29 protein-coding genes and 1 tRNA gene are annotated in these 25903 nt (G+C 72.8%); 12 read left to right on the top strand and 18 right to left on the bottom strand.

The window, feature by feature from the left end; translation table 11 throughout:
- On the top strand, positions 1-230 hold a 230-nt coding region (locus AQJ11_RS36400; protein WP_159061743.1), incomplete at its 5' end, for an integrase core domain-containing protein.
- An 18-nt stretch (positions 231-248) separates the two neighbouring features.
- On the opposite strand, the gene AQJ11_RS36395 is transcribed toward AQJ11_RS36400, so the two are convergent.
- Positions 249-1076 carry an alpha/beta fold hydrolase gene (locus AQJ11_RS36395; protein WP_059266129.1) on the bottom strand — a complete coding sequence of 276 codons (828 nt, stop codon included), beginning with the start codon at positions 1074-1076 and terminating at the stop codon, positions 249-251.
- A 57-nt stretch (positions 1077-1133) separates the two neighbouring features.
- On the opposite strand from AQJ11_RS36395, the gene AQJ11_RS36390 reads away from it, so the two are divergent.
- Positions 1134-1607, top strand: coding sequence for a MarR family winged helix-turn-helix transcriptional regulator (locus AQJ11_RS36390; protein WP_059266128.1), 474 nt, complete (start codon positions 1134-1136; stop codon positions 1605-1607).
- Between the two features lie 64 nt (positions 1608-1671).
- Here the strand turns inward: AQJ11_RS36390 and AQJ11_RS36385 are convergent, their stop codons facing one another.
- The gene (locus AQJ11_RS36385) at positions 1672-2568 is read right to left on the bottom strand and encodes a helix-turn-helix transcriptional regulator (RefSeq protein WP_059266127.1); all 897 of its coding nucleotides are present in this window, start codon (positions 2566-2568) and stop codon (positions 1672-1674) included.
- A gap of 610 nt (positions 2569-3178) precedes the next feature.
- Here AQJ11_RS36385 and AQJ11_RS36375 point away from each other — a divergent pair.
- The 4 genes from AQJ11_RS36375 to AQJ11_RS36360 all read left to right on the top strand — a co-directional run bounded on the left by AQJ11_RS36375 (position 3179) and on the right by AQJ11_RS36360 (position 6429).
- Entirely contained in the window at positions 3179-3940 is a 762-nt protein-coding gene (locus AQJ11_RS36375; protein ID WP_059266125.1) for a nuclear transport factor 2 family protein, read from the top strand.
- 204 nt (positions 3941-4144) lie between these two features.
- Positions 4145-5080: a protein-ADP-ribose hydrolase gene (locus tag AQJ11_RS36370; protein ID WP_059266124.1), complete on the top strand. Its 936-nt coding sequence runs from the start codon at positions 4145-4147 to the stop codon at positions 5078-5080.
- Complete coding sequence (locus AQJ11_RS36365; protein WP_059266123.1) at positions 5077-5964, top strand: SIR2 family NAD-dependent protein deacylase; 888 nt, start codon at positions 5077-5079, stop codon at positions 5962-5964. The genes AQJ11_RS36370 and AQJ11_RS36365 overlap by 4 nt, the downstream gene beginning before the upstream one ends.
- A 249-nt stretch (positions 5965-6213) precedes the next feature.
- Positions 6214-6429 carry a hypothetical protein gene (locus tag AQJ11_RS36360; protein ID WP_058085053.1) on the top strand — a complete coding sequence of 72 codons (216 nt, stop codon included), beginning with the start codon at positions 6214-6216 and terminating at the stop codon, positions 6427-6429.
- Positions 6430-6499: 70 nt separating this feature from the next.
- On the opposite strand, the gene AQJ11_RS36355 is transcribed toward AQJ11_RS36360, so the two are convergent.
- The 9 genes from AQJ11_RS36355 to AQJ11_RS36315 all read right to left on the bottom strand — a co-directional run bounded on the left by AQJ11_RS36355 (position 6500) and on the right by AQJ11_RS36315 (position 14377).
- Entirely contained in the window at positions 6500-7471 is a 972-nt protein-coding gene (locus AQJ11_RS36355; RefSeq protein WP_059266122.1) for an alkaline phosphatase family protein, read from the bottom strand.
- A gap of 4 nt (positions 7472-7475) precedes the next feature.
- Entirely contained in the window at positions 7476-7664 is a 189-nt protein-coding gene (locus tag AQJ11_RS36350) for a hypothetical protein (protein WP_059266121.1), read from the bottom strand.
- 192 nt (positions 7665-7856) lie between these two features.
- Positions 7857-8912 (bottom strand): 2-aminoethylphosphonate ABC transporter substrate-binding protein, encoded by a 1056-nt coding sequence (locus tag AQJ11_RS36345; protein ID WP_059266120.1) that lies wholly within the window; start codon positions 8910-8912, stop codon positions 7857-7859.
- Positions 8913-8956: 44 nt separating this feature from the next.
- Positions 8957-9754 carry an ABC transporter permease gene (locus AQJ11_RS36340; RefSeq protein ID WP_058085055.1) on the bottom strand — a complete coding sequence of 266 codons (798 nt, stop codon included), beginning with the start codon at positions 9752-9754 and terminating at the stop codon, positions 8957-8959.
- Entirely contained in the window at positions 9741-10583 is an 843-nt protein-coding gene (locus tag AQJ11_RS36335; RefSeq protein ID WP_079082563.1) for a 2-aminoethylphosphonate ABC transporter permease subunit, read from the bottom strand. The genes AQJ11_RS36340 and AQJ11_RS36335 overlap by 14 nt, the downstream gene beginning before the upstream one ends.
- Complete coding sequence (locus AQJ11_RS36330; protein ID WP_059266119.1) at positions 10576-11622, bottom strand: ABC transporter ATP-binding protein; 1047 nt, start codon at positions 11620-11622, stop codon at positions 10576-10578. Before AQJ11_RS36330 ends, AQJ11_RS36335 begins: the two co-directional genes overlap by 8 nt.
- Before the next feature lies 1 nt (position 11623).
- The gene (locus AQJ11_RS36325) at positions 11624-12331 is read right to left on the bottom strand and encodes a phosphonatase-like hydrolase (RefSeq protein ID WP_208616700.1); all 708 of its coding nucleotides are present in this window, start codon (positions 12329-12331) and stop codon (positions 11624-11626) included.
- A gap of 8 nt (positions 12332-12339) precedes the next feature.
- A complete protein-coding gene (locus tag AQJ11_RS36320) occupies positions 12340-13464 on the bottom strand; it encodes a TIGR03364 family FAD-dependent oxidoreductase (RefSeq protein WP_041664805.1) in 1125 nt (374 codons plus the stop codon).
- A 157-nt stretch (positions 13465-13621) separates the two neighbouring features.
- Complete coding sequence (locus AQJ11_RS36315; protein ID WP_058085057.1) at positions 13622-14377, bottom strand: GntR family transcriptional regulator; 756 nt, start codon at positions 14375-14377, stop codon at positions 13622-13624.
- A 273-nt stretch (positions 14378-14650) separates the two neighbouring features.
- On the opposite strand from AQJ11_RS36315, the gene AQJ11_RS36310 reads away from it, so the two are divergent.
- Positions 14651-15016 carry an STAS domain-containing protein gene (locus AQJ11_RS36310; RefSeq protein ID WP_059266117.1) on the top strand — a complete coding sequence of 122 codons (366 nt, stop codon included), beginning with the start codon at positions 14651-14653 and terminating at the stop codon, positions 15014-15016.
- Between the two features lie 143 nt (positions 15017-15159).
- On the opposite strand, the gene AQJ11_RS36305 is transcribed toward AQJ11_RS36310, so the two are convergent.
- The 3 genes from AQJ11_RS36305 to AQJ11_RS36295 form a co-directional block, all read right to left on the bottom strand.
- Positions 15160-15675 (bottom strand): DUF3618 domain-containing protein, encoded by a 516-nt coding sequence (locus AQJ11_RS36305; RefSeq protein WP_059266116.1) that lies wholly within the window; start codon positions 15673-15675, stop codon positions 15160-15162.
- Entirely contained in the window at positions 15672-16043 is a 372-nt protein-coding gene (locus AQJ11_RS36300; protein ID WP_059266153.1) for a phage holin family protein, read from the bottom strand. The genes AQJ11_RS36305 and AQJ11_RS36300 overlap by 4 nt, the downstream gene beginning before the upstream one ends.
- Positions 16044-16250: 207 nt before the next feature.
- Positions 16251-17462 (bottom strand): MFS transporter, encoded by a 1212-nt coding sequence (locus AQJ11_RS36295; protein WP_014669602.1) that lies wholly within the window; start codon positions 17460-17462, stop codon positions 16251-16253.
- A gap of 447 nt (positions 17463-17909) precedes the next feature.
- Between AQJ11_RS36295 and AQJ11_RS51700 the strand changes: the two genes are divergently transcribed.
- Both AQJ11_RS51700 and AQJ11_RS51695 read left to right on the top strand, forming a co-directional pair.
- Positions 17910-18299 (top strand): hypothetical protein, encoded by a 390-nt coding sequence (locus AQJ11_RS51700; RefSeq protein WP_244218534.1) that lies wholly within the window; start codon positions 17910-17912, stop codon positions 18297-18299.
- A gap of 277 nt (positions 18300-18576) precedes the next feature.
- The gene (locus AQJ11_RS51695; protein WP_059266115.1) at positions 18577-19128 is read left to right on the top strand and encodes a hypothetical protein; all 552 of its coding nucleotides are present in this window, start codon (positions 18577-18579) and stop codon (positions 19126-19128) included.
- A gap of 45 nt (positions 19129-19173) precedes the next feature.
- Here AQJ11_RS51695 and AQJ11_RS36280 read toward each other — a convergent pair whose 3' ends face one another.
- The 3 genes from AQJ11_RS36280 to AQJ11_RS36270 all read right to left on the bottom strand — a co-directional run bounded on the left by AQJ11_RS36280 (position 19174) and on the right by AQJ11_RS36270 (position 21714).
- Positions 19174-19593 (bottom strand): SRPBCC family protein, encoded by a 420-nt coding sequence (locus AQJ11_RS36280; RefSeq protein WP_059266114.1) that lies wholly within the window; start codon positions 19591-19593, stop codon positions 19174-19176.
- Between the two features lie 51 nt (positions 19594-19644).
- Positions 19645-20655: an aldo/keto reductase gene (locus AQJ11_RS36275; protein ID WP_059266113.1), complete on the bottom strand. Its 1011-nt coding sequence runs from the start codon at positions 20653-20655 to the stop codon at positions 19645-19647.
- Between the two features lie 285 nt (positions 20656-20940).
- A complete protein-coding gene (locus AQJ11_RS36270) occupies positions 20941-21714 on the bottom strand; it encodes an SDR family NAD(P)-dependent oxidoreductase (protein ID WP_058085442.1) in 774 nt (257 codons plus the stop codon).
- Between the two features lie 534 nt (positions 21715-22248).
- Between AQJ11_RS36270 and AQJ11_RS36265 the strand changes: the two genes are divergently transcribed.
- On the top strand, positions 22249-23328 hold the full coding sequence (locus AQJ11_RS36265; RefSeq protein WP_059266112.1) for a hypothetical protein: 1080 nt from the start codon (positions 22249-22251) through the stop codon (positions 23326-23328).
- 203 nt (positions 23329-23531) lie between these two features.
- Positions 23532-23619: transfer RNA gene (locus AQJ11_RS49445), tRNA-Asp, on the top strand.
- A gap of 165 nt (positions 23620-23784) precedes the next feature.
- On the opposite strand, the gene AQJ11_RS36260 is transcribed toward AQJ11_RS49445, so the two are convergent.
- Positions 23785-24717, bottom strand: a complete 933-nt coding sequence (locus AQJ11_RS36260) for a helix-turn-helix transcriptional regulator (RefSeq protein ID WP_059266111.1) — start codon at positions 24715-24717, stop codon at positions 23785-23787.
- Positions 24718-24842: 125 nt separating this feature from the next.
- Between AQJ11_RS36260 and AQJ11_RS36255 the strand changes: the two genes are divergently transcribed.
- Entirely contained in the window at positions 24843-25865 is a 1023-nt protein-coding gene (locus AQJ11_RS36255; protein ID WP_041664807.1) for a zinc-dependent alcohol dehydrogenase family protein, read from the top strand.
- Positions 25866-25903: the final 38 nt, after the last annotated feature.

The raw sequence follows: 25903 nt of genomic DNA, 5'->3' as shown, positions 1-25903 counted from the left end.
ACCACAAGCGCACCCGGCCCTACCGGCCCCAGACGAACGGCAAGGTCGAACGCTTCAACCGCACCCTGCTGGAGGAGTGGGCCTACGCCCGCCCCTACCGATCAGAACAGGAACGACGCGACGCCTTTCCCCGCTGGCTGCACACCTACAATCACCACCGCGGACACACCGCACTCAAGGGCCAACCACCCGCCAGCCGCGTCCCCAACCTCACAGGGCAATACAGCTAGCCAGCTCGCCGTACCGGGTCACAACGCCGTTTCGAGGAAGTCGGCCAAGACGGCGTTGAACTCGGCCGGTCGCTCCATGTTGGGGAAGTGCGCGGTGTTCTCCACGGACACCGCGCGGCCATCCGGTACCGCGTGGACCAGACGCTCGGCCATCGCCAGGTGGTCGCTCACGTCGAGGGCGCCGTTTATCGCCAGGACGGGAACGTCGATGGACGCCGCACGCCGCCAGGTCTGCGGAACCGGTACGCGGTAGTCCGGTTCGCCGGCCGTGTGCTTGGAGATCGTCCGGGACGCCATCGCGCGCAGGCGGTGCGCGAGGTCGGCATCGACATCGGCGGGCGAGCGGTGCGGGCCTGCCGCGAAGCGCACGTGCCCGTCCAGCCAGCCCTCGATGTCGCCGGCCGCCAGTGCGCGGTTCTGCTCGCCGAGGACCTCCAGGCTCCAGGGATCCTCGAAGTACGGTTCGCTGGTCCCCACGCCGCTGACGACCACGGCGCGCACCAGTTCGGGATGCTCAAGCGCGGCGTCGACCGCGGTACCCCCGCCCATCGAGACCCCGACGAGCACCGCCGGCCCGACATCGAGACGGCGCAGCAGCGCGGCCAGGTCGTCGGCCGGACGGAACGGCCGGGTCGCGTTCGAGGAGGCGCCGTGCCCGCGGGCGTCCGGTGCGATGACCCGGTAGTGCGGGGCGAATGCCCTTATCTGGTCGTCCCACATGCCGTGGTCGAAGAACCCGGCGTGGAGCAGCACCAGCGGCTGCCCCTCGCCGGTGTCGCGATAGGCGAGGGAGCCGTCGGAGGTCGTGAACGAATGCGTCTCGGAGTGCTCGGCGAAGGCAGGCATGACAACCAAGGTGTCATCATCGGCGAAGGTTGGCAACCGAGGTGTCATTCTTGGGACATGACAGGTACCGACACCCCCCTGCCGCCCGACGAGCTCGCCGACCGACTGACGGAGGTGTTCGCCCTGGTGGGGCCGCTGTACCGGCGGGTGCACCGCAAGGTGGAACAGGCCGAACCGATCGAGGGGCTGTCCGTCGGCGTGCGCGCCGTCCTGGATCTGCTGCGCCGACACGGACCCATGACCGTCCCTCAACTCGGCCGCGCCCAGACACTCAGCCGGCAGTTCGTGCAGCGCATGGTCAACGACGCCGCCGCGCAGCACCTGGTCGAGGTCATCCCCAACCCCGCCCACCAACGGTCCTCACTGATCCGGCTGACCGCCGACGGCATGGCGGCCATCACCGCCGTGCGCGCCCGCGAACACGCGGCCTTGCGACAGGTGGGCGGCAACCTCACCGGCGCCGACGTGGATGCGTGCGTGCACGTCCTGACCCGGATGCTCGCGCTCTTCGACGACGACGACGTGCCCTAGACGGCCGTCGCCGCCGTTGCCGCCGTGTCGTTCCCGCGGGTGCGAGGCGGACGGCACGTTCGATTCACTTCGCGGTGTGCCCGCGGACCGTGTCGCGGAAGGCGATGGGGCTCTGCCCGGTGCGCTGGTGGAAGTACTTGCTGAAGTGGGTCGCGCTGGAGAAGCCGAGGCGGGTCGCGATGCGGGCGGCTGTCAGGTCACTGTGGGCCAGGAGGCGCTTGGCCTCCAGGATGACGCGGCGGTCGATGAACTCCTTGGCTCCGAGGCCGGCGGAGGCGAGGGTGGCGCGGGAGAGGGTACGGGCCGAGTAGCCGAGGGCCTCGGCGTAGTCCTCAACCCGGCGGGTGCGGGCGAACCGGCTTTCCACGGCGTCGCGGAAGTCCAGGTAGGTGGCGTCGGGTTCGGGCGCGGGGCTGCCGACGGGGGCGGTGAGGTGGGCCAGGCGCAGGACGAGCACGGCGAGCAGATGGCGCAGGGCCGCGGTGTGGACCTCCAGCGGCAGGTGCCCGAGCGCGTGGAACTCGGCGGTGAGGTGGTCGGCGGCCAGCCGCAGGGCTGCGGCGTCATGGGGCAGGGGGCGGCGCAGGACCGGCGCGTGCGGGTCTTCTATGCGGGCGCCGGCGGTGGTCGCGGGGTCGAGGAAGTCCTGGCGGAACAGGATCAGGGTCCCCTCGGCGTGGGTGAGGTCGCCCCACTGCTGGACCTGGCCGGGGCGGACCCAGAGCCATGAGCCGGGTTCGAGGGCGTGAGCGGTGAAGTCGACCGTGTGCCGAAGGGCCCCGCCGGTGAGGGTGATCAGGTGGTGGAAGTCCGGCCGCTGAGGGGCCGTGAGCCGCTCGGCGGGGACCCGGAGGCGCAGGTCGGCGAGGGACAGCACTTCGACGCCGGCCGGGGTGCCGGCGGGCGCGGCGAAGGAGACCTCCGGGATGTCACGCTCGGCAGCGTGTCGGATTTTGACCATAGCGAGTCGCCAGCGTATCTGATTACGGCTGTTCGGCAGCACTAACTTGGAGATGTCAGCTCGTCCGAGCTGATTCGTTGTCGGAAAGTGGTAAGAGGGGAGGGGGGTGCCTTCGGTGGAGCGCGTCCTACTGACGGCCTCGGCCGGGGTCGTCTTCGGCGCGGGCTGTGCCCGTGCGGTCGCGCCGCGCGAGTCGCCCGGCATCAGCGAACCGGACGCGGCCGAGGCTGTGCAGCGGGTGTGGTTCGTCGACGGCCGCGGCCTGTCCGGCGCCGCCGTCCACCAGGACGTAGCCGTAGCCGATGAGCTCGGCGGGGAGGCGTACGCCGTGACCACGGCATCCGCGTCACCGGCCCGCCGGGTGAAGGCACACGCCGACTCCCACGAGCTGCGTCGCCCGGCGTCACCCCCTGTCCGACGCTGCTGCCGCACACCGCACACCGCACACCGCACACCGCACACCGCACACCGCACACCGCACACGGCGCCCGCCAGATGGGCGCCGCGGCCTCCACCGCCGCCTCGCTGACCGCCGTACTCGGCCAGCGCCTGGCCACCACCTTCCAAGCCCCTCACCCCCTCACGATCTGCCCCCGCAGGGAGAACCGTCATGAGCAACGCCAAGAACACCGTCCTGACCGCCGCCGGCGAGCTGTTCGGGAAGAAGGACCCCAGCGCGGTGGACCGCTGGGTCGCCGCCGACTACCGCCAGCACAGCGCCCTGGCCGCCGACGGCCCCGAGGCCCTGCGCGAGCTGGTCGCCGGCCTGCCGGAGGGCTTCCGTTACGAGGGCGCCCGGGTGATCGCCGACGGCGACCTGGTCGCCCTGCACGGCACCTACCACGGCTTCGGCCCCGACCCGCTGGTCGCCTTCGACGTCTTCCGCGTCGACGCCGACGGCAAGCTCGCCGAGCACTGGGACGCCCTGACCCCGCTGGTCGAGAACACCGCCTCCGGCCGCTCCCAGACCGACGGTCCCACCGAGCCGGCCGACCTGGACAGGACCGAGGCCAACCGCGCCCTGGTCCTTGAGTTCGCGGAGAAGGTCCTCAAGGGCGCCGACTACTCGGTACTGACCGACTACATCTCGACCGAGACCTACCACCAGCACAACCCGGAAGCGGCCGACGGCCTCGACGGCTTCGGCGCCGCTGCCGCGAAGTGGGCCGAGCACGGCAAGAACCTCGTCTACAAGACCGTCCACAAGGCCATCGCCGAGGGCGACTTCGTCCTGCTCCAGTCCGAGGGCGAGTTCGGCGTCCCCGTCGCCTACTACGACCTCTTCCGCGTCCAGGACGGCAGGATCGTCGAGCACTGGGACGTCATCGCGCCCGTGCCCGCCGACCTCCCGCACTCCAACGGCCTGTTCTGACACCGGATCGGCGCCGCGCGACGAGGCAACCCGCCTGGCGGGCTACCGCCGCGCCGCCGAACCGCGCACCGGAACCCCCGAACCCGGCTGAAGGCGCCGACACACCGCCGTGCCCCCACCAGCCCGCGGGCGAGGGCACGGCGGTGCGCTGTTCGGCAGGCCCGTCCCCCCGACCCCGCAACGCGCCCACAGCCCGGAGGAACCGTGTACGCGACCGTACTGCCGCTGGCCGCCTACCGCGCCGCCATCGACCTGGAAGAGCCGTTCCGCTCCACCACCGGCCGGGACCCGGCCGCCCGGCCCGCCGCCCTGGTCCGCGAGGCGCTCGACCTGCTGGCCGACGACCCGGCGGCGCGACGGGCCGGGCTGCGACCCGGCTGCGCGGACCGGCTCGACGACCCCGCCGCCCGGCGGCTGCTGCGCGCCGTGCTGACCGTCCGGGAGCCCGAGCCCCTGCCCGCCGGGACCGCCCGCGTGCTGGACGCGCTCCTGGCCGGCGAACGCCTGGCGCGCCCGAGCGTCGACGCCGCCTCGCTGCCCACCCTGCGCGACACGCATCCCCACACCGCGTACCGGGCCGCCGACCGTACGGCGCTGTGGCAGGGCGACATCACCACCCTGCGGGCGGACGCCATCGTGAACGCCGCCAACAGCGCCCTGCTCGGCTGCTTCGCCCCGATGCACCCGTGTGTCGACAACGCCATCCACAGCGCGGCCGGCCCCCGCCTGCGCGCCGACTGTCACACGATCATGACCCGGCAGCGACACCCGGAACCGACCGGCACCGCCAAGATCACCCGCGGTTACCACCTGCCCGCCCGCTACGTCCTCCACACCGTCGGCCCCATCGTCGACGGCCCCCCGCACAAGGGCCACGAGCAAGCGCTGGCGGCCTCGTACCGCTCCTGCCTCGACCTCGCCGCCGACATCGACGGCCTGCGCACCGTCGCGTTCTGCGGCATCAGCACCGGCGTCTTCGGCTACCCCAGGACGCCCGCCGCCCGTACGGCCCTGGCCACCGTGGCCGACTGGCTCGACCACCGCCCCGGGCGGCTGGACCGCGTGGTCTTCGTCGTGTACGCGGACGACGACCACGCCGCCTACACCCGCGCACTGACCGGAGGAACCCCGCCCCGATGAACCGCCCCGCCTTCGACCTGAGCGCCGCCGCCGGCACGATACGCGCCTGGCTCACCGAGGCCGACCGCGTCCTGGTCACCGCCGGCGCCGGCCTGAGCGCCGCCGCCGGATACGACTACGGCGACGAGGACCGCTTCCGCGAGCTCTTCCCGGCCCTGCACCGCGCCGGCCTGCGCTCCCGCTACATGGTCGGCGTCCCCCTGCCACCCGCTCTGCTGTGGGGCTACTGGGCCGTCCACATCGATGACATCCGCTTCTCCGACGCCCCCAACCCCCTCTACCGACGGCTGCGCGCCCTCGTCGGCGACAAAGACCACTGGGTGATGACGTCCAACGTGGACGGCCTCTTCGCCCGGAGCGGGTTCGCCCCCGACCGGATCTTCACCCCGCAGGGCGACTACGGCCGCTACCAGTGCGCCACCCCCTGCACCCCCACCACCTGGGACAGCCGGCCCCTCGTCGCACGGCTCCTCGCCGCCTACGACCCGGCCACCGGAGCCGTCACCGACCCCGACGCCCTGCCCCGATGCCCGAACTGCGGGGGAGAGGCCGAGATCAACGTCCGGACCGGCCCCGGGTTCGTCGACACCCCCTACGTCCCCGCGGCCCGCCGCCTCCAGGACTGGCTGGGCACGGCGCCTGCCGACACACGCCTGCTGGTCCTGGAGTTCGGCGCCGGATTCAGCACCCCCGGGGTCATCCGGTGGCCCGGCGAACACCTCACCCGCCGGTTCCCCCGGGCGCGCCTCGTACGCGTCAACCCCACCCACCCCGGCACCCCCGCCGAACTCGCCGACCGGGCCCTGCCCGTCCCCGTCGACGCCCACCGCCTGCTCGACGCGCTCGCCGCGCCACACCCGGCGCCCAACCCCACGCCGTTCTAGGTTCAGGCGCCTTCCGGTTCGGGTGCGAGTGCGAACCGCTGAGGGCGGAGTGGCGGGCGGTATGGCGGAGTCGGCGGGCCGGGGTGGCGGCGACCCGGCAGTATGGTTCTCTTCGCCCCGCCGGTTGTCAGTGCCGCGCAATCCGGTTGTCAGTGCCACGCAATAATGTGTCGGGCGTGGCCCGTTCCCCCACCGCCTCCACCCCGGCCCGCCGCCCGCCGCACCCAGCTGAAAAGAGCAGACCCCGCCGTGTTCCACGAGACCCCCATCTACAGCCGCCTCGTCGCCGAACGCGGCGACGTTCCCGCCCAGGTGCGCGGTGAAGCCGACCGCATACACCACCACCTGGCACAGGTGATACGCCTGCACGTACCCCAGAACGCTCCCGGTCCGGGGCTCGCGCACGCCGCCCCGCAGGCTCCGGCGCACGGCAGGCCGGCCATCGCGCCGTACACCGCGCCGTGATGACGGCCAGGCCGGCCCGGCCGGCCGCCTGAACGGCTCCGCGAGACGGCGTACCGGGGCCCCCGCCTGATCAGGGCCGGCCGATCCCGACCCCGTCGATCACCCAGTACCAGTTGTTGCCGCCGGTGTACCGGAACCGGACCCGGGCGCTGGTGGCGCCCGGGGGCACCTGGAGGGCGATGGTCTCGGTGCGCGAGGACACGTCGCCGGTGTACGTCCGCACGCTCAACGGGCTGCCGCCGTCGTAGGAGACGAGCACCTCGCCCTTCTGCGAGGCCTCGTGCCGGTAGTAGGTGGTGTACGTCAGGACGGCCGTGCCGCCGCCGGTGACCGGGTAGGCGGGGCTGACCAGGGTGGAGTCGAAGGTGCCGGTGAACGCCTTGTCGGCCCACTCGTCGCCGTCGGCGACCGCGAAGACGTTGCGGGCGCGGATGTTGCACTCGCGGTTCTGGTGGCGCTGTGCCTGGGTCCAGAACTCGTCGGTGGTGAAGGACCAGCCGCGCCACTCGGCGACCCCGCCGCCGCCCATCGCCGAGTTGTCGACGGACCAGCCGGGCGGCGGGGTGTGGGTGAACCCGACGGTGGCGGCCGGGACGCCCGTCTCGTCCACGCGGGTCGCCAGTGTGCCGCGCAGGGCGTCGAAGTCGTCCCGGCCGGGTTGCTGGACGGGGCGGCCGTCCAGCCCCCAGGCGGGGTCGAGGGGGATGCCGAGGTGGACGAGGGCGGAGGCGGCGACGTCCGGCATCTTCACGTCGTACCGGACCGATCCGGGCACGAGCGCCTGACCGGTGGCGATCAGGAACGTCTGCCGCTCCTGGAGGGTGGAACCGCCGTGGCCGCCGGCGTCGGTGTGGCCGTGGTCGGCGGTGACCATGATCAGCCAGTCTTCGGCGGCGTACGTCGGCCGGGCCTCGACCGCGGCCACGATCTGCCCGACCTGGGCGTCGGCGCCGTGGATGGCGTCCAGGTACTGCTGGGAGGCGGCGCCGTAGGTGTGACCGGCGTGGTCGATGTTGTCCAGGTGGACGAAGACCGCGGACAACGCCTTAACCGGCGCCCGCTTCGCGCAGGTGCGGTGCGTCGGCGTCCTTGATACGGCTGAGCAGGGCGCCGTCCAGGCCGATGACCAGCACCTTCGGGGTACGGGTCGCGGCCTGGGCGACGGTGGCGAGCGGCCCGGCGGACGCGGCTGCGGTGGCGGAGAGGAGGAAGGAGCGACGGGAGAGACGGGGCACAAAGACCTCCGAAAGGAGCGGGGTGGGCGTGCGGGGAGGGGGAGCGGTCATGCCACCGCCCCTGGTGGTGCCAGGGGCGGTGCGGTGCGGGCGACTCCGCGAGGGGCGCGGGGCCGTGACCGGCACCGGGCTCCGCCGCGCGGGCGCGACCCGCCACGACGGCGGGTGGTGTGCGGCTGGACCCTGGGAGGTTCAGCTGCCGGTCGCCGACTTCCAGTCCTCGACGTACGCGCTGAGGTTCTTGTCGATGTCGTTCCAGTCGGGCTCGAAGACCTCGATGCCGTCCATCAGCCGGGTCAGGGCGGTGGCGTTGGCGTCGGTGGCCTTGACGTCCCGGCGGGTGGGGAAGCCGCCGCCGATCGCGCTGACCTCCTCCTGCTGCTCGCGGGCGAGCATGAAGTCCAGCAGCTTCCTGCCGTTGGCGCTGTGCGGGGCCTTGGCGACCAGGCCCGCCGCGTACGGCAGGGCGAAGGTGGTGGGCCTGCCGTCGGTGCCGGATGGGAACCAGATGCCGAGGTTGGGCATGGTCCTGGTCTGCGCGTGGTTCATCTGCACGTCGCCGTTGGCGACGAGGAGTTCGCCCTTGTCCACCTTGGGGGCGAGCTTGCCGGTGGAGGCGGACGGGCCGACGTTGTTGGCCTGGAGCTTCTTCAGATAGGCGAGGGCCTGCTCCTCGCCGCCGAAATCGTGCATGGCCTTGACCAGTACGGCCGTTCCGTCGCCGGCGACGCCCGGGGTGGAGTACTGGATCTTGTTCTTGTAGCGGGAGCCGAGCAGTTCGTCCCAGGTCCTCGGGGGCTGCTTCAGCTCCTTCTTGTTGTAGACGAACCCGAAGTAGTTGTTGACGACCGACGTCCAGGTGCCGTCGGGGGCCTTGTCGGCGCCGGCGACCTGATCGGCGCCGGACGGTGCGTACTTCTGGAGCAGGCCCCTGCCGGCGGCCTGCTGGATGAACGGCGGGAGGGTGACCAGCACGTCGGCCTGCGGGTTGCCGCGCTCGCGGACGGCGCGCTGCACCATCTCGCCGGAGCCGCCCTCGACGTACCTGACCTTGATGCCGGTCTGCTTCTCGAAGTCCTCGAAGACCTGGTCGTACCAGCCGTCGCCGTTCTCGCCCTTGAGGCCGTCGGCGCTGTAGACGGTGACGGCCCGGGTGTCGGAGGCGGCGGAGGAGCCGCCGCAGGCGGACAGCGCGGGCCCGGCGAGGAGGGCGAGGACCACGGCGAGCGGGACGCGGTTTCTGGGCATGGCGAGGTGGACTCCTGGCGTGATGGCGGGGGAGTGTGCGGGGTTCAGCGGTACGACGCCCGGGTGCGGACCCGGGAGACGGCGAACAGGACGAGCAGGGTCGCGGCCATCAGGACCACGGCGGCGGCGGACCCGGTGAACAGGGCGCCCCGGTCGGTGGCCGCGTAGACCAGGACGGGCAGCGGCGTCCAGTCCGGCGGGTAGAGCATCATCGTGGCGCTCAGCTCGCCCATGGACAGCGCGAAGCAGAGGCCGGCGGCGGCGGTCAGCGAGGGCAGCAGCAGCGGCAGCCGCACCCGGAACAGGACGCGGGCGGGCCGGGCGCCCAGGGAGGCGGCGGCCTGTTCACAGGCCGGGTCCAGGCGGGTGAGGGCGGCCGACACCGACTGGTGCGCGAACGCGGTCACCAGCACCGTGTGGGCGGTGATCACGATCCACCGGGTGCCGTTGAGCAGCAGCGGCGGCTGGGAGAACGCCACCAGTACCGCGAGGCCCACCACCACCGACGGCACGGCGACCGGCAGCACGAACAGGGCGTCCAGCACGCGGCGGTGGCGCTTCGCCAGGGCCGCCCCGGCCAGCGCGGCCCAGGTGCCGGCGGTCAGCGCCAGCAGGCTGGCGGCGACGGCCGTGACCAGGCTGGTGGTCAGCGCCTGGAGGGCCTCGCCCCGGGTGGCGGCGCGGTAGTGGTCCAGGGTCGGACCGGAGGGCAGGGCGCCGGACCAGTGGGTGGCGGCGGAGGCGCCCAGGACGACCAGCAGCGGCAGCGCGAACAGCGGCAGGAACAGCACCACGAACACCGCCCACACGGCCCACCTGGCCTTGCGGCTATGCACCAGCACGACGGCTCACCACCCGGTACAGGCCGTACAGGCCCACGGAGATCAGGACGTTGACGACGGCGACCGCGCAGGCGCCCGGGTAGTCGGACTCCAGGATCGCCTTGCCGTAGACGAGCGTCGGCAGGGTGGTGACCCCCTTCGCGCCGGTGAACAGCACGATCCCGAACTCGTTGAGGCACAGCACCAGGACGAGGCTGCCGCCGGCCGCCAGCGCCGGCAGCGCCTCGGGCAGGATCACCTGCCGGACGATCCGGGGAGCCCGGGCTCCCAGCGAACCGGCCGCCTCCAGCTGGGCGGTGTCGAGCTGCGCGAACGCGGCGAGCAGCGGGCGCATCACGAACGGCGTGAAGTAGGTGACCTCGGCCAGCAGCACGCCCCAGGGCGTGGAGAGGAACTGGAAGGAGCCGACGATGCCCGTGCCGCCGTAGACGAACAGCAGCGCCAGCGTGATGAGGAAGGACGGGAAGGACAGGTACACGTCGATGAACCGTGCCACCGCCTTCGCCCCGGGGAACGGCACGAACGCGATGACCAGCGCCAGCAGGAACCCCAGCACCAGACAGCCCGCGGTCGAGGCCGGCGCCAGCCACACGGTGGTCCACAGCGCGTGCCGGAACCCCTCGGAGGCGAAGAGGTCGGCGTACGGCCGGAGGGAGGTGCCGCCGGTGTCGGGCCGGAAGGACTGGCGGACGACCAGGGCGAGGGGGTAGAGGAAGAACAGGGCGAGGGCGACCACGGGAGGGAGGGCCCAGGCGAGCGCCCCGGAGGGACGCGGGGAACTGCGCGGCCGGCCACGAGCCACCCGCGGATTCTCGACGGCCTCAGCCATGGCCGACTCCCGCGGGCAGCAGTACCGCGTCCTCGGGTTCGAAGCTCAGGGTGACCTGGTCCCCGTACCCGGGCGGGTCCTTGAGCTCGCGTACGTCGGCCATCACCGTGTGCCCGTCGACCTCGACGTACAGCCGGTGCGTGGCGCCGCGCCACTGGATCTCCCGTACGGTGCCCACGAGCCGGTTGGGTCCCTCGCCCAGCCCGACCAGGTGCGGCCGGACGCAGAGCGTGGCGCGGGCGCCCGCGACGGCACCGGCGGTGTCGAGCTCCAGCTCCGTTCCCGCGAAGGACGCGCCCTGGGCCGTCACGGTCACCGGGACCAGGTTCGCGCCGCCCACGAAGGAGGCCGTGAACGCGTCGGCGGGTGCCCGGTACAGCTCCTTCGGCGTCCCGCACCCCCGCAGCCGTGCCGTGTCCATCACCGCGATCCGGTCGGCCAGGGTCAGCGCCTCGACCTGGTCGTGGGTGACGTACAGCATCGACACCTCGGGCAACTCGCGGTGCAGCCGGGCGAGTTCCGCGAGCATCCCGGAGCGCAGCCGGGTGTCCAGCGCGGACAGCGGCTCGTCCAGGAGCAGGACCCGTGGCCGGATGGCGAGGGCGCGGGCGATCGCGACGCGCTGCTGCTGCCCGCCGGACAGCTCGCGCGGGTGCCGGCGGGCGTAGCCGGCCATGCCGGTCAGTTCCAGCGCCTCGGCGACCCGTCGCCGTACCTCGTCCTTGGGGGTTCTGCGGGCCCTGAGCCCGAAGGCCACGTTCTCGTCGACGCGAAGGTGGGGGAAGAGGGCGTAGCTCTGGACGACCATGCCGATGCCCCGCCGGTACGGCGGCAGGTCCGTCACGTCCTCGCCGCCGAGGTACACCCGCCCGGACGCGGGCCGCGCGAACCCGGCGACGGCCCGCAGCGCGGTGGTCTTGCCGGATCCGGACGGCCCGAGGAGCGCCATGACCTCGCCGGGCTCGACGGTCAGGTCGAGGGAATCGAGGACGACGTTGCCGTCGTAGGCGACCGTGACGGAGTCGAAGCGGATGCCCATGTCAGCGGTCTCCGGCGAGCAGGCCGGGCAGGGCGGCGACGGAGTCGAGGACATGGGTGGCGCCGGCGGCGGTGAACTCCGCGTCGCCGTGGGCTCCGGTGCGCACGCCGGCGACCAGCCCGGCCCCGGCGCGTACGCCGCTGAGCACGTCGTACGACGTGTCGCCGGCCACCGCGACCTGCCGTACGTCCTCGGCGGCCTTGGTGCGGACGAACGCCTCCAGCACCATGTCCGGGTACGGCCGCCCGCGCCCGCCGGCGTCGGCCGGGCACAGGGTGAGCGGCACCAGGCCGCGCCAGCCGAGGGCGTCCAGGACGGCGTCCTGGGTGACCCGGGCGAAGCCGGTGGTGAGGACGACGGTACGGCCGCCGGCGGTCAGTTCCTCGATGGCCTCGCGGGCTCCGGGGACCGGGGCGACCAGGCCGTCGTCGACCAGGGCGCCGTACGCCTCCTCGAAGGCGGTGTTGGCGCGCCGGGCGCGGTCCTCGTCACCGAAGAGGTGGCGGAAGACGGAGATCTTGGACTCGCCCATGGTGGCGCGGACGTAGGCCAGGTGCTCGGCGTGCTCGGCGGAGCCGGGCTCGACGCCCAGCTCCGCCGCGGCGGCGGCGAAGGCGCGCTCGACCAGACCACCGTCGGCGACGGTGGTGCCGGCCATGTCGAGGACGACGAGACGGATGTCGGCGGTGACGGGGGTCACGGGTTTCATGGAGGTGTTCACCAGCCCAGTTCGTTCGCGGTGGTCTCGGCTATCGCGGGAGCGCAGGTCATGCCGCGCCCGCCGGGCCCGGTGACCAGCCACACCCCCTCGTGCACCTGCTGCCGGTGGACGACCCTGCCGGGGTCGGTGCACTGCGCGTACACACCGGCCCAGCGGTGCCGGATGCGCGGCAGCGGCCGGCCGAGGAGGGACTCCACGACACCGGTGAGGTGCTCGTAGGGCTCCTCGACGGTGTCGAAGGCGAAGGGATGCTCGTACGCGTGGGTGTCGCCGATGGTCAGGCCGCCGTCGGCGCGCTGCACCATGAGCAGTTGCATCCTGTGCGCGGCGGCGGTCTGCGGCTGCGGCTGCCGGGCGTTCAGCTCGTCCAGCGCCGGGGAGGCGTACGCCGGGTAGTAGCGGAAGCTGTCGGCGTCGGCGACGGAGGTGGGCAGCGGCTCGCCGAGCGGATCGGTCTGCATCATCTGGAGGCGGACGCGGCGCACGGGGAGGTCCGGGCCGGCCAGTTCGCGGACGAGCCCGCCGAGCCAGGCGCCGGTGCACAGGACGACGGTGTCGGCGTGGTGCACGTCCCCGTGGTCGTCGCGGACGGTGCCGGCGCCGGTCACCTCGCGTACCTCCCGGCCGGGCAGGAAGGTGTAGTCCGGTGACTTCAGCAGTTCCTGGCGCAGCGCGAGCTGGGCGGTACGGGGCTCCACGGCCGCGTCCCGCTCGCAGTACAGGGCGGCGGTGAACTCGCCGCGCAGGGCGGGGTTCAGGGCCCGCGCCTCGCCCGGCGTGAGCAGCTTGTAGCCGCGGGCGGCGGCGTCGGCACGGGCCACGGCCGCCTCGGCGACGGCGAGTTCGAGCGGGCCGCGGACCGGGGTGAGGGAGCCGTTGGGGCGGAAGCCCAGCGCCGGCACCCGGCCGCCGATCCCCTCCCACAGCTCCCGCGCCCGCAGGGCGGTTTCCAGCTCTTCCCCACCGGCGCGCCCGCTGACCCAGATCTGCCCGAAGTTGCGCAGCGAGGCGCCGCGCGCCTCGGCCTCGCGCTCGATCTGGACGACCTGGTGGCCGCGCTCCACTGCTTGCCAGGCGTGCATGGTGCCCACCACGCCGGCTCCTACGACGGTGACTCTCACGGCGGCAACGCTCCTCGCGATCCGGGAACCGGAGACATCCGGCTGACAACGAGAGCGTGAACGAGCCATCACGTTTGGGCTAGACCCGTTATCTTTTTGTGATGAACAGACGGTGTGTGAGGCGGCGTGACCGGGCGGTGGGCGGCGGCCGGTTCCCTCAGCCCTTCAGGTGGGCGGTGAAGGAGAACCGGTCGCCGCGGTACAGCGACCGCACCCGCTCCAGCGGACGGCCCCCGGTGTCCCGGGAGATCCGGTGGATCAGCAGCATGGGCAGGGCGGGCGGGGTGCCGATGAGCAGGGCCTCGCGGGGAGTGGCCAGGACGGTCTCGATCCGCTCGTCGGCGTCGCCGAACGAGATGCCCTGGGCGGCGAGGTAGCCGTAGAAGGAGGAGTCCGGGTCGAAGTCGGCGTCCAGCCGGGGCACGCGCGCGACGGCGACGTACGTGCTCTCCAGGCCGACCCGTTCGTCGTCGGCGAGCAGCACCCGCTCCAGGTGCCAGACGGGTTCGCCGCGCGTGAGCCCCGTCTCGGCGGCGAGCGCCTGCGGGCACGGGAACCGGTCGAGGGTGACGAGGGCGCGGCCGGGAGTGCGCCCCTGCCGGCGGACGCCCTCGGTGTAGCTGGCGAGGGACAAGGGCTGGGTCAGCTTGGGCCCGGCCACCACCGTGCCCCGGCCCCGGCGCCGCAGCCGTCCCTCCAGCACCAGCTCCCGCACGGCCTGCCGCACGGTCTCGCGGGCCACGTCGTACCGCTCGGCGAGATCCCGCTCGGTGGGGATGACGCCGCCCTCCCCCAACTCCTCCAGCAGCGCGGCGATCCGTGCCTTCACCGCGTAGTACTTGGGAATGCGCCCGTGCTCGGGGATACCGGAGCGGACGGGGGCGCCGGGGGCCTGCTCGTTGGGGTAGTCCACGAGAAGATCGTCGCAGACGGGGGCGCGGAGCCGGGAACGGGGCGGACCGACGGCGGCGGTGCGCGGGGCGGGCGGGGGAGCGGGGGCGGTGAGCGGTCGGTGGCCGGGCTCGGCTCCGGCGCGGGCCGACTGCCCGACACCCGTCAGGCCGACCGGAACCGGTGCATCGGCAGACGCCACGGACAGATACCGCCTATCCTCGACAAGAGTCCGCCAATCCCGCCCGAACAGGGCACTAGCCCCACCACCCCCGACAGCTCACCGAAGGCGGCCATGCCACCCCACCACGGGGCCCGCCCCCGTCCCCTGCCGTCCGAACAGACCGCGGCCACCGCAGACATCAGCGTCGTCTCGCTGCACGGCGCCATCGACCACCACACCGTCGACGACCTCAGCGACACCCTCCTCTTCCCCCGCGGCACGGCCGCGGCCCGCACCGTGATCAACCTCAGCGCGGTCACCTTCATCGACTCCAGCGGCATCAACGCCTTCATCACCGCCCACCACGCCGCCCAGCGCGCCGGCGGCTGGCTCCGTCTGGCCGGCCCCATCGAACCGGTCCTGCGCGTCATCCAGATCGTCGGCCTGGACGAGATCATGGGCTGCTACCCCAGCACCCGCCGCGCGCTCGCCGCCTGACGGCAAGCGGGCGGGCGCGGCGGGCGCCGATGTCCCCGGACGGCGGTCGCGCCTCGCGGCACGGCCGAGAGCAGCGCCTCCGTCCGGAGCGGGTTTCGCCGGTGGCGTCGGGGGCGTCCTCGTCGGACCCGGGTGCCGCCCCGTCAGCCCTTCGGGCGGCGGCAGGCCAGCCACGCCACGACGGCCACGCCTGCCGCGGTCAGCAGCACCTTCCGGTTGTCCCGCGCCAACCGCGCTCCCCGGGCCGTCTTCTGCCGCACGGGCTCGGGTGCCTTCTCGTCCCACAGCTGCCCGGCCAGGGCCGCCTTCGCGCGGGCCTGTTCGGCGGCCTGGGCGGCCGTGTCCCTGACCGGTTCGGGCAGCCGGTCCTGTGCCTGGTGGGCCAGGTCGGCGGCCTTGGCCTTCAACTGCCCGGCCTTGACGGCGGCCTGGTCCTTCAGCTCGGCGGCCTTGACGGCGGCCTGGTCCTTGACCTCGGCGGCCTTCACGGCGGCCTGCTCTTTGACCTCGGCGGCCTTCTCCTGGGCGCGGGCCTTGACGTCGGTCTTCGCTGCGAGCGCCTCGACCGTGTCCCCGAGTTCGGTCCGAGTCCGTTCGACCTGCTCGCGCAGTTCCTCAGGGCTGGTGGCGGTGGGCTCGTCGTGCGGGGGCTGGGTCATCGGTGCGCACTCTCCTTGATCTCGGCCACGTCGGCCTTGACGTTCTCGATCGTCTGCTCGGGTGCGGGCGGCGCGGCCTGGTCCACCTGCTTCTTCCCGCTTATGGCCAGCACCGCGGCGATCACACCCAGTACCGCGGTGACGATCAGTGCCGCCGCCCACACCGGCAGCGGCACGGCCAGCGCGGCGATCACGGTGGCGACCAGCGCCTGCGACATCAGGAAGCCGACCAAGCCGGCCCCGCCGAACAGGCCACCTCCCTTGCCGTAACGCCTGCCCTTCTGTTTCATCTCCGCCTGCGCCAGGCGCAGTTCCCCCCGCACCAGCTCGGTCAGCTGCTGCGAGGCCCGCTGGACCAGCTCGCCCACCGGCTCCTGACCGGAGCGGTCCGTGCTCCGGCCGGACCCGGCATGGTGCGGCTGCGTGCTCGACACGACAGTCACCTCCCGTTCCTGAGTCCGCGTCGGCCGGGCCGCACCCCGCGGCCCGGCCATCCGGTGAGCGCGAGTACCCCGAACAGGCGACTCAGATCCCGCGGCCTGGCCGTTTACGACTCCGTGACCTCGCGGTCGTCCTCATGTGCGATGCCTGGCGTGGCGCGGCCGGGAGCGGGTGCCGCGGGTGAAGGCGAAGGCCAGGCCGACGCATTGCAGGGCGGCGCAGACGGTGATCGTCGTGTGCAGGGCGGTGGGGGCGATGAGGGCCATGAGGATGCCGGCGACGGGGTAGGGCGCGAGCAGGATCAGCACGGTGACGGACAACGTGCTGCCGAACACCTCGGCGGGGATGAGGTGGGATCGCAGGGTGCGCAGTACGACGGCCAGCACGCTGTCGCCCGCCATGAAGACGGCGATGAGGACCAGGTACACCAGGTAGGAACGCGTGTGCGCGATCAGGAAGCACGGCACGACGGTCACGAGAGCGGCGCAGCGGCCCACCCCCCGCAGCCCCCACCGGTCGATCGCGACGCGGCTGGTGGCGACCGCGAGCAGCGAGGCCCCGGCCGCGCAGGACCACACCAGCCCGACCATGGCGCTGGACCGGCCGAGTTGCTGCACCACGATCACCGGGGTCGCCGCCTCCAGCAGACCGAGCGCCAGGTTGGACAACGCCAGTCCCACCACGAGCCAGGCGAGCGCCGGCAGCGCGCGCAGGGTCGCCCAGCCGGTGCGCCATCCTCCGGCGGCCGGTCCGGTCGCTTCGCCCGGCTGCGCGGGCGGCCGGTGCATGCGCGGGGTGATGGCGGCCGACACCACCGACAAACCAGCGATCGCCGTGAGCATGCCGCTGAAGCCGGCCCACTGCAAGAGGAGTCCGCCTGCCGCGGGGCCGGCCAGGGCCGCTGCCTGATCGATGCCCAGCAGGACGGACTGGACGCGGTGCGCGGCATCGCCGGCGTCCCGGCTGGTGACGGCGCCGACACTCTCGGCCGCGATGAAGCTGAACTGGGTCAGGCATCCCGCGCACGCCGCCAGGAGCATCACCAGCCCCGGGGCGGTCGTGTCGTCCGCCGTCGCCAGGGCGGGCACGGCAAGTGCGGCGACGAGCGCCCGCGCCGTGGCGGCCAGCCGGAAGACCCGTACGGGTCCGAAGCGGTCGACGGCCAGGCCGGCCAGAGCGAACGTGCACAGCCGCGGGGCCCACGCCATGATGAAGGCGATCCCGGTCAGCGACGACGACTTGGTCGTGGCCAGTACCAGCAAGGGGATGCCGTAGGTGGCCATGGACGAGGCGAGGGCGTCCGCGAGGCGCGGCAGGTAGACACCGCGAACCCGGCCGTAGGTCACGGTGCGGGCATGCCGGGGTCCGGCGGACCGGACTTTCGTGGGTATCAAAGGGACGTGTTGTTTCTGTGAACCGTGGCGGCGGTCATAAGAGCGACCCGGGCGAGAAGAGGCGCAAGTGCCCACAGGGCGGGTAGGTCTGAGTGCACTCCGTTCCTGCGAGAGCGGGGTAGGCCGAATGCCGGACGCGGGGCGCCAGGGCGGGGTCCGCACTCGGACGAGCGGAAGCAGGCGCCCGGCGCCGGACAGTCCGCAACGGGCGAACGGTCCTGTCATTTACCAACAGCGTGATCACCGCATCGGATGTTACGCGGGGTAAACCCAGGTCGCGCTCGCAGTCGGGGCGGTCGCGAGGGATATGCCCCGCATGCCCGGCCTCGGCCGCCACCCCGTGCTGCTCGTCTCCGGGGCCCGGGCGGTCTGGCGCGGGTGGTGGCACCGTGCGGGGGGATGCCCCGGCTGACCGTCGGCGGGTACTTCCTGCGCGCCGAGCAGGAGCACCTGATCGCCCGCGACCACGTGCTGGCCATCTGCGAAGGCGGTCGCTCCCGCACCCGTGAGCGCTACGCGGACCGCTTCGGCACGGCCGACGCCTCCATCTACTCCCTCGACGGGGAGCACATCCAGGACGTGGTGCTCGGGCTGCGGGTCAAGTCCCGGCTCCCGGACCCCGTGAGCGTGCTGCTGACGGTGGCGCAGAAACGGTTCCTGCTCAACTCGCCGCGCGGCGACGGCTTCCTGGACATGCGGCTCACCCGAGAGGAGGCGCGCAACGCATCGGCATCGACCCGGTGCGCCAGGTCTTCGAGCAGTGCATCGCGGCCCGGCCCCGCGTCATGAGCCGCCACGAGGACGACGAGTTCGTCTGCCCGCCCCACGGAACCCTGTTCCTGCCCGCGCTGCTGCGCGGTTCGCCGCGCAGCTCACCCGGCCGACCGCCGACCGCCCGGGGACGTACGGGTTCCTCCTGGGCGACGCGGCCAACGCGATCCACTTCCGGCCCGGCCGCGGCCTCAACAGCGGTCTGGCCTCGGCCGTTTCGCTCGTTCGCTCCCTCAGCCGCGTCTGGCGGGGCCGGCCGCTGCGCGACGCGGACTTCATCCGGCACGAGGCGGCGATGTCGATGTCGCGGTACCGCCACAAGAGCCGCGCGTGGAACGCGATGGTCACGACGGACGAGCGGGGCGTGACCCGCGCGATCGAGGACGTCATCGAGAGCAGCTTGGAGAGTGCGGCGGGACGGGCGGCAGCCGCACCTGCCGCATCGTCCGCCCCCGCGCCGGGAGTTGCGGCCGGCCCGGTGCCCCTGGGTTCCGCGGAGCCGGACGTCGAGATCCTCCTGGACCGCATGCGGACGATCCGCGACCGCCTCGCGACTCGCCTTCCGGGCCTGCCCGACGACGAGGAACTGCGCGCCCACCTCTCCGCGCTCGCCCCCGCGACGCTGCGGACCCTTCAGGTGAGCGGCGCGTGGGACACGCTGATCGTCGGCGGCGAGGAAGCGGACATCGGCATCTTCTGCCAGAACGACGCCCCCGTCTGCGTCCCCGCCGCTCCCGCCGCTCCCGGCGCTTCAGCCGTTCCCGCCGCGCCCGCCGTCCCCACCGCTCCCGTGGCGGCCAACCCACCCCCTGACCCCCGCACCTCGGGGCTCTTCGACCCGGCCTGACGACACGTCACCCCCGGCCGCCCACCCCGTGCGCTGCGCGTCTCGTCAGGCGGTGAGGGTCTTGTGGAGGGCGTCGAGGCCGTCGCGGTAGATGCCGGTGAACAGCTCGACGACCTCGTTCTCGGTGGCGCCGTCCGGGGTGAAGCGGCCGGACCACTGGACCTCGGCGGCGTTCTCCTCACCGGGGATGGCGTGGACCCGAAGGGTGGACACGTAGCCGTTGACGGGGAACGGGGCCTGGAGGATGGCGTAGCTGTAGTGGCGCTCGGCCTCGTTGAAGTCGACGAGGCGCTCGATGATGACCTCGCCCTCGGAGTTCTTCAGCCGGCGCACCCGGCCGCCTTCGAGCGCGGTGCTCTCGGGGATGTAGGGGAGCCAGTCGGGCAGGGCGTCGAAGCCGCCGATGAGGCTCCAGACCTTGTCGGGCGAGGCGGGCACGATACGGCTGACGGCAGTGGAGGCCATGGTCGTTCTCCTGGATCCTGGTGTGGGGGGAAGGGTGTGGGGGGTGTGGGGTCAGGCGCCGTCGGGCAGCGGGGCGGCCGGGCTGACGAGTCCGCTGGCGCGCAGGTCGTGCCAGAACGCGGCCGGGATGTCCTCGTTCAGGGCGGCGATGTCCTCGGCGATGCGGCTGGGCCGGGTGGCGCCGGGGATGACGGCGGCGGCCACGGGGTGGGCGAGGGAGAACTGAAGGGCGGCGGCCTTGATGCTGATGCCGTGCTCGCCGGCGAGGGCCTTGAGCCTGCCCACGCGCTCGATGATCTCCGGCGGGGCCTGCTGGTACTCGAAGTGGCTGCCGCCGGCGAGGACGCCGGAGCTGTAGGGGCCGCCGACGACCATGTCGACGTTCTGTTCCTGGGCCATGGGCAGCAGCCGCTGCAAGGCGTGCTCGTGGTCGAGGAGGGTGTAGCGGCCGGCGAGGAGGAAGCCGTCGGGACGGGGCTCGTCCAGGGCCAGGGTCAGCTCGATGGGCTCGGTCTTGTTGACACCCAGGCCCCAGGCCTTGATGACGCCCTCGTCGCGCAGGCGGGACAGGACACGGAAGGCCCCGGTGCGGGCCTCCTCGAACTTCTGCAACCAGGCGTCGCCGTGGAAGTCCTGGGCGATGTCGTGGACCCAGACGATGTCGAGCCGGTCGACCCCCAGGCGCTTGAGGCTGCCCTCGATGGAGCGCTCGGTGGCCTCGGCGGTCCACTCGTGGACGATCTTGTTGGGGTTGCCGTGCTCGAACAGGCCGCCCTTCTCGCCGAAGTCGGGGACATCGGTCTCCGGCTCGTCCAGGATGACCCGGCCCACCTTGGTCGACAGCACGTAGGCGTCGCGCGGCTTGGCGGAGATGACCTGGCCCAGGCGCTCCTCGGCCAGGCCCGCCCCGTAGAAGGGGGCGGTGTCGAAGTAGCGGATGCCCTGCTCCCAGGCGGCCTCGACGGTGGCGCGGGCCTCCTCGTCGGGGATCGCGCGGAACATGTTGCCCAGCGGGGCGGTGCCGAAGCCGAGTCGGCCGGGAAGGATGTTCTTGAGGGACATGGTGGTGCCTTTTCGATCGGTATGTTCGCGCCGGGGTACCCCTGACGCGTTCGGGGTGAGGCGTCGGCGGGCGGATGCCTCGGCGGGCTGTCTGCGCGGTCGTGACACTCGGTTCACGACCGCACCCGCGGGGCGCGGAGCCGGACGCACGACCCGAACAATTGCGGACGCACTTTGTTGTGTACGAAGATAATTGCAGACGCGGGGTAATGCAAATGGGGTCGGCGTCGCGCTCGGGAAGGGCGGGCGGGGCACGGACAACGGCCACCGTGAGCCACCGCCGCCTCAGGGGACGATCGTGGGAACGAGGCCGCCGTCGGCGCCGAGCGCCCTGCCCGTGGTCGCCGAGGCGTGCTCCGACGCCACGTAAGTGATCATGCTGGCCACCTCGTGGGGACGGATCAGCCGCTTCAGCAGGGACGCGGCGGCACGGTTCTCGGCCAGGTAGCGCCGCTCCTGCTCAACCGGGTCGAGGCCGGGATACAACTCGTCGAACATGGCCAGCACGCCGTCGCTCATCGTGGGCCCGGGCAGCACACAGTTCACCGTCACCCCGGTGCCGGCGACCTCCTGGGCCATGCCGCGGGACACGGCCAGCTGCGCCGTCTTGGTCGTCCCGTAGTGGACCATGTCCGTCGGCGTCTGCACGCCCGCCTCACTGCTGACGAAGATCACTCGGCCCCACCCGCGCCCGACCATCCGCGGTACGTAGTGGCGCGCCAGGCGCACCCCGGAGAGCACGTTGACCTCGTAGAGCCGCAGCCAGTCCGCGTCGGGGATCTCGAAGACGGGCCTGGTCTCGAAGATGCCGGTGTTGTTGACCAGGATGTCGACCTCGGGCAGGCCCCGGATCAGGACGGCCGTCCCCTCGGCCGTCCCGACATCGGCCGTGATGCCGCGTCCCCCGATCCGCTCCGCCGTCTCCGCGACACGGTCGGCATTACGGCCGTTGACCACGACATCGGCCCCGGCGGCGGCCAGCGCCTGCGCGGTCGCCTCCCCGATGCCCGCCGTCGACCCGGTGACCAGCGCCGTACGTCCGCTCAGATCGATCTGCATCGGGCGGTACACCTCTTCCAGAAGTGCGGCCCACTCAGCGGCGGGCCGCGTCCGATCGCGCCTGCGGCACCCTGGCCTCCGCCCGGACCCCAGGCGCCTGGCCCGGTCGCCGCACGGAACCCGCCCGCGGTGGGGGCACGGGCAGGACGCGTCCCTCACCGTGCGCCGCGCGCTGCCGCACCCGCGCGACGCTCGCGGACGCGGGGCTCTCCAGGAGGAACCCGGACGTAGACGATTCTTCGGCAAGGCGACGCAGCCCGCACCTCAGCGAGCCCCACGGCTACGGCCTGAGTACGGCCCCGCTTCCACGACACCTCCGGACAGGCGGTCACGCCGTACCGACGCGGCCGGAGCGGCGGGTCTCGCGCACCACGCCCACCGGGGCGCGCACCGGATGGGACTGGGACGAGATCGGCGACCCGCCGGTGCGGAACACGCACACCTATGACGCGTCCCGCATGCCCAGCCGGCCATTGCCTGTGTCCCCGTAAGGTGGACCCGTCCACGCCCCTGTCTCTCACGCCGGAAGGCTCCGTGACCGCCGTCCGTCTCGTCTCCACCATCGACGTGCCCCTTGACCCGGGGTCCGCGGACGCGCCCGCGCTCCTGCACCGGGCCGGCCGCAGGCTCCTCGTGCAGCGCGGCGACGCCGAACTCGTCGCGCTCGACCCGGACTCGGGCGACACAGTGCGCTTCCCCGCCCCCTGGCCGCGCGGTTTCGGCACCGTGGCGGTCTCCCCGGACGGCGGCACGGCCGTGTTCGCGGGAGTGCACGCGGTGCGCTGCGTGGACACGTCCGGGGCCGTCCTGTGGGAGGTGCGCCACGGCTGCTGGGCCGGTGAATGCCCGGTGGTGCACGGCGCGTTCGCCGAGTACGCCGACGACGAGGAGCACGGCTACGCCGACAGCGGCTCGGCGGCGTTCTCCGCCGACGGCAAGCTGGTCTGGGCGCATGTGCGCGGTCCGCTCGCCGGGGACGGCGCTGTGGCGGCGGACGAGGAGCCCGACGAACTGTGGCTCGTCCTGGACGCCGCCGACGGCCGGGTCATGGGACGGGCGGGTACCGGGACGGTGGCCTCGGGCTCGTTCCACACTGCGCACCCCGACCCCGCGCAGATGGGCCTGAGCATCGGCGAGGGCGAGGAGGGCTCGCCCGCGCTGTGGGGGCGGTGGGACGGCCGGAGCCTGTCCGTCCGCACGATCGGCGAGGAGACCGTGCTGCTGGACGTGAGCCCGTCGGGCCGGCGCCTGCTGACCACCGACGTGCAGCAGGACGCCCTGTACCTGCACGCGGTGGAGGACGGCGCGCGGTTGCGCGACCTGGACGCGGAGGGCGCCGTGGCGGGGCTCCCGGGCGGCGGGCGGGTCTACTGGGACTTCGAGGCGGGCTTTGCCGACGAGCACACCATCGTCGCCGGGACCTCCGGGAGCGACCGGGGCCACGGTCCGGCCCGCCACTGGCTGGTGGACACGGCCGGCATGACCCTGCGCGGAGGGATCACCTATCCCCACCCGGTCGCGGGTCCCGTCCGGGCGGCCGGCGACGGCGCCTGGTACACCGTCTCCGAGGACCGGCGGTCCGTCCACGTCTGGGCGCCGGCGGACGGCGCCTGACACACGACCGCGGACGCGCCGCGCCCCGCCGGCTTCCCGCGTTCCCGCCCGGGGAGGGGCTCCCTCCCGTCCGGGGCAGGCCATGTCAGAGGGCCTGCGGGGCCTGATCGTCGGCGTCAGAGGATTGTCAGGTCAATGTCAGAGGTGTCTGGCAGTATTTTCAACGACAGCGCGACGGCGGCTCGACCGCCGGAGCACTTGAAGGAGAGGTCCCCGTAGTGGCCTATCGGGGTCCGGGTATCCACCCGGTCGGGTCTTTGGCCCACGCAGGTTCGAATCCTGCCCTCTCCGCTCACTTCCCCGTCGCTCCCGACGACAGGCGCCGCCGAGCCCGGGTGCCCGATCCCCGCGAAGGGGCCGGGGCCCGCCCGGCCGCCAGGTCGCCGGGATGTCACGTGGTCCGCGTGGACGGATTCCCGGCGGGACGTGTGCGCGGCCGGCGGGGAGGGGCCGGCCCTATCGGTCTTCGCCGTCGCGGTGCTCGGACGCGCCGACCGCGCTCCCGGTCGAGGGCCCGTGTGCTTCGCCGTTGGCCGTCCGCGACTGCTTCCGCGTATCGGCCCAGGCCGCCAGCAGGGTGAGGGCATCAGCGCTGGGCGTACCGGGATCCGCGGTGTAGGTGGTGATGGAGACGTCCGGGTCGCCTGGCAGCGCGAAGTCGTCGTACGCGAGGTCCATCGCTCCGACGACCGGGTGGTGGACGACCTTGCGTCCGCGCGCATGGCGGCGCACGTCGTGCTTGGCCCAGCGGGCGCTGAAATCGGTGCTGCGCGCGGAGAGTTCGCCGATGAGCCCGGTCACCTTCCGGTCCAGCGGGTCACGCCCGGCGGTCGCGCGGAGCACCGCGACCAACAGGTCCTTCGCCTCGTCGAGGTCGGCGTAGAAATCCTCGGCACGCGGGTCGAGGAACACGTACCGGGCGAAGTTCGGCGGCTGCCCGGCCATGGTGAACAGGTCGGCGTACAGGGCGCGCCCCAGGGCGTTGGCCGCGAGGAGGTCGAGACGGCCGTTCTGCACCACCGCGGGCACGCTCATGGAGTCGAGGACCTGCTGCACCGACGGGGTGATCGGTGAGCTGGGCTCGGGACGCTTGCGGGGTGAGCCGGGCGCGACACCCCGTGCCAGGTCAAACAGGTGGGCGCGCTCGTCGTCGTCGAGTCGCAGCGCACGGGCGATCGAGTCCAGGACGCTCTCGGACGCGCCGCCGAGCCGGCCGCGCTCCAGGCGGGTGTAGTACTCGACGCTGAGGCCGGCGAGCATCGCGACCTCCTCGCGCCGCAGCCCTTTGACGCGCCGGTTGCCTCCGACGAAGGGCAGCCCGGCCTGCTCGGGCGTGATCCGCGCCCGGCGGCTCATGAGGAAGCCCCGGATCTCCTGCTGGAACTCCATGCCTTCAAGGCTAGGGCGCCTGTTCCTGCTGTGGGGGTCCCTGACAGGGCCTGGCAGGCATCCCGCGAGGCGGGGGACGGTGTCTGGGCACCCCAGAAGATCTGTGTGAAGAGGAATGTCTGCAAGTGCGTGGAGCTGTCATTCATGCCCCGGGCGACGTCCGGGTGGAAGAGCGCGAGAACCCCGCGATCGTCGCGCCGACGGATGCGATCATCCGTGTGTCGGCGACCTGCGTGTGCGGGTCGGACCTGTGGGACTACCGCGGCGTCAACGATGTGACGCGGCCGACCCCGATGGGGCACGAGTACGTCGGTGTCGTCACCGAGACCGGTGACGAGGTGCGGAACATCGCGGTCGGTGACTTCGTCGTCGGTTCGTTCTTCGCCTCGGACAACACCTGTGAGATCTGCGAGGCCGGCTACCAGTCACGGTGCGCGCACGCCGAGTACGTCGGAGCCGGCGGGGCCCAGTCGGAGTACCTGCGGGTGCCGTTGGCCGATGGCACCCTCGTCGCCACCCCCGGAATGCCGGACGACGACCTGATCCCCTCGCTGCTGGCCGCCTCCGATGTGCTCGGAACGGGCTGGTTCGGCGCGGTGGCCGCCGAGGCCGGGCCGGGCAAGACCGTGGCCGTGGTCGGTGACGGTGCCGTGGGCCTGCTCGCTGTCCTGGCCGCGAAGCAGCTCGGCGCGGAGCGGATCATCGCGATGTCCCGGCACGCGTCGCGGCAGAAGCTCGCCCGCGAGTTCGGTGCGACCGACATCGTCGCGGAGCGCGGCGACGAGGGCGTGGCCAGGATCAAGGAGCTCACCGGCGGCTACGGCGCCCACAGCGTGATCGAGGCCGTCGGCACCCAGGAATCGATGATGCAGGCCATCCGCTCCACCCGCGCCGGCGGGCACGTGGGGTTCGTGGGCGTGGCGCACGGGGTGGAGCTTCCGGGTGAGGAACTGTTCTTCGCCGAGGTGCACCTGCTCGGCGGTCCCGCTCCGGTGCGCCGGTTCCTGCCCGAGCTGATCCAGCTGATCTGGGACCGCGAGATCGACCCGGGCAAGGTCTTCGACCTCACACTTCCGCTCGACCAGGCCGCTGAGGGCTACAAGGCGATGGACGAGCGCCGCGCCGTCAAAACCCTGCTGAAGCCCTGACCCCCCACTCACCCAACTGTTCTGACGGGAGAACACCC

Source organism: Streptomyces corchorusii (assembly GCF_001514055.1).
GTDB lineage: Bacteria > Actinomycetota > Actinomycetes > Streptomycetales > Streptomycetaceae > Streptomyces > Streptomyces olivaceoviridis.
Note: the sequence above shows the minus strand (reverse complement) of the source record. Positions and strands in the feature narration are given on the sequence as shown.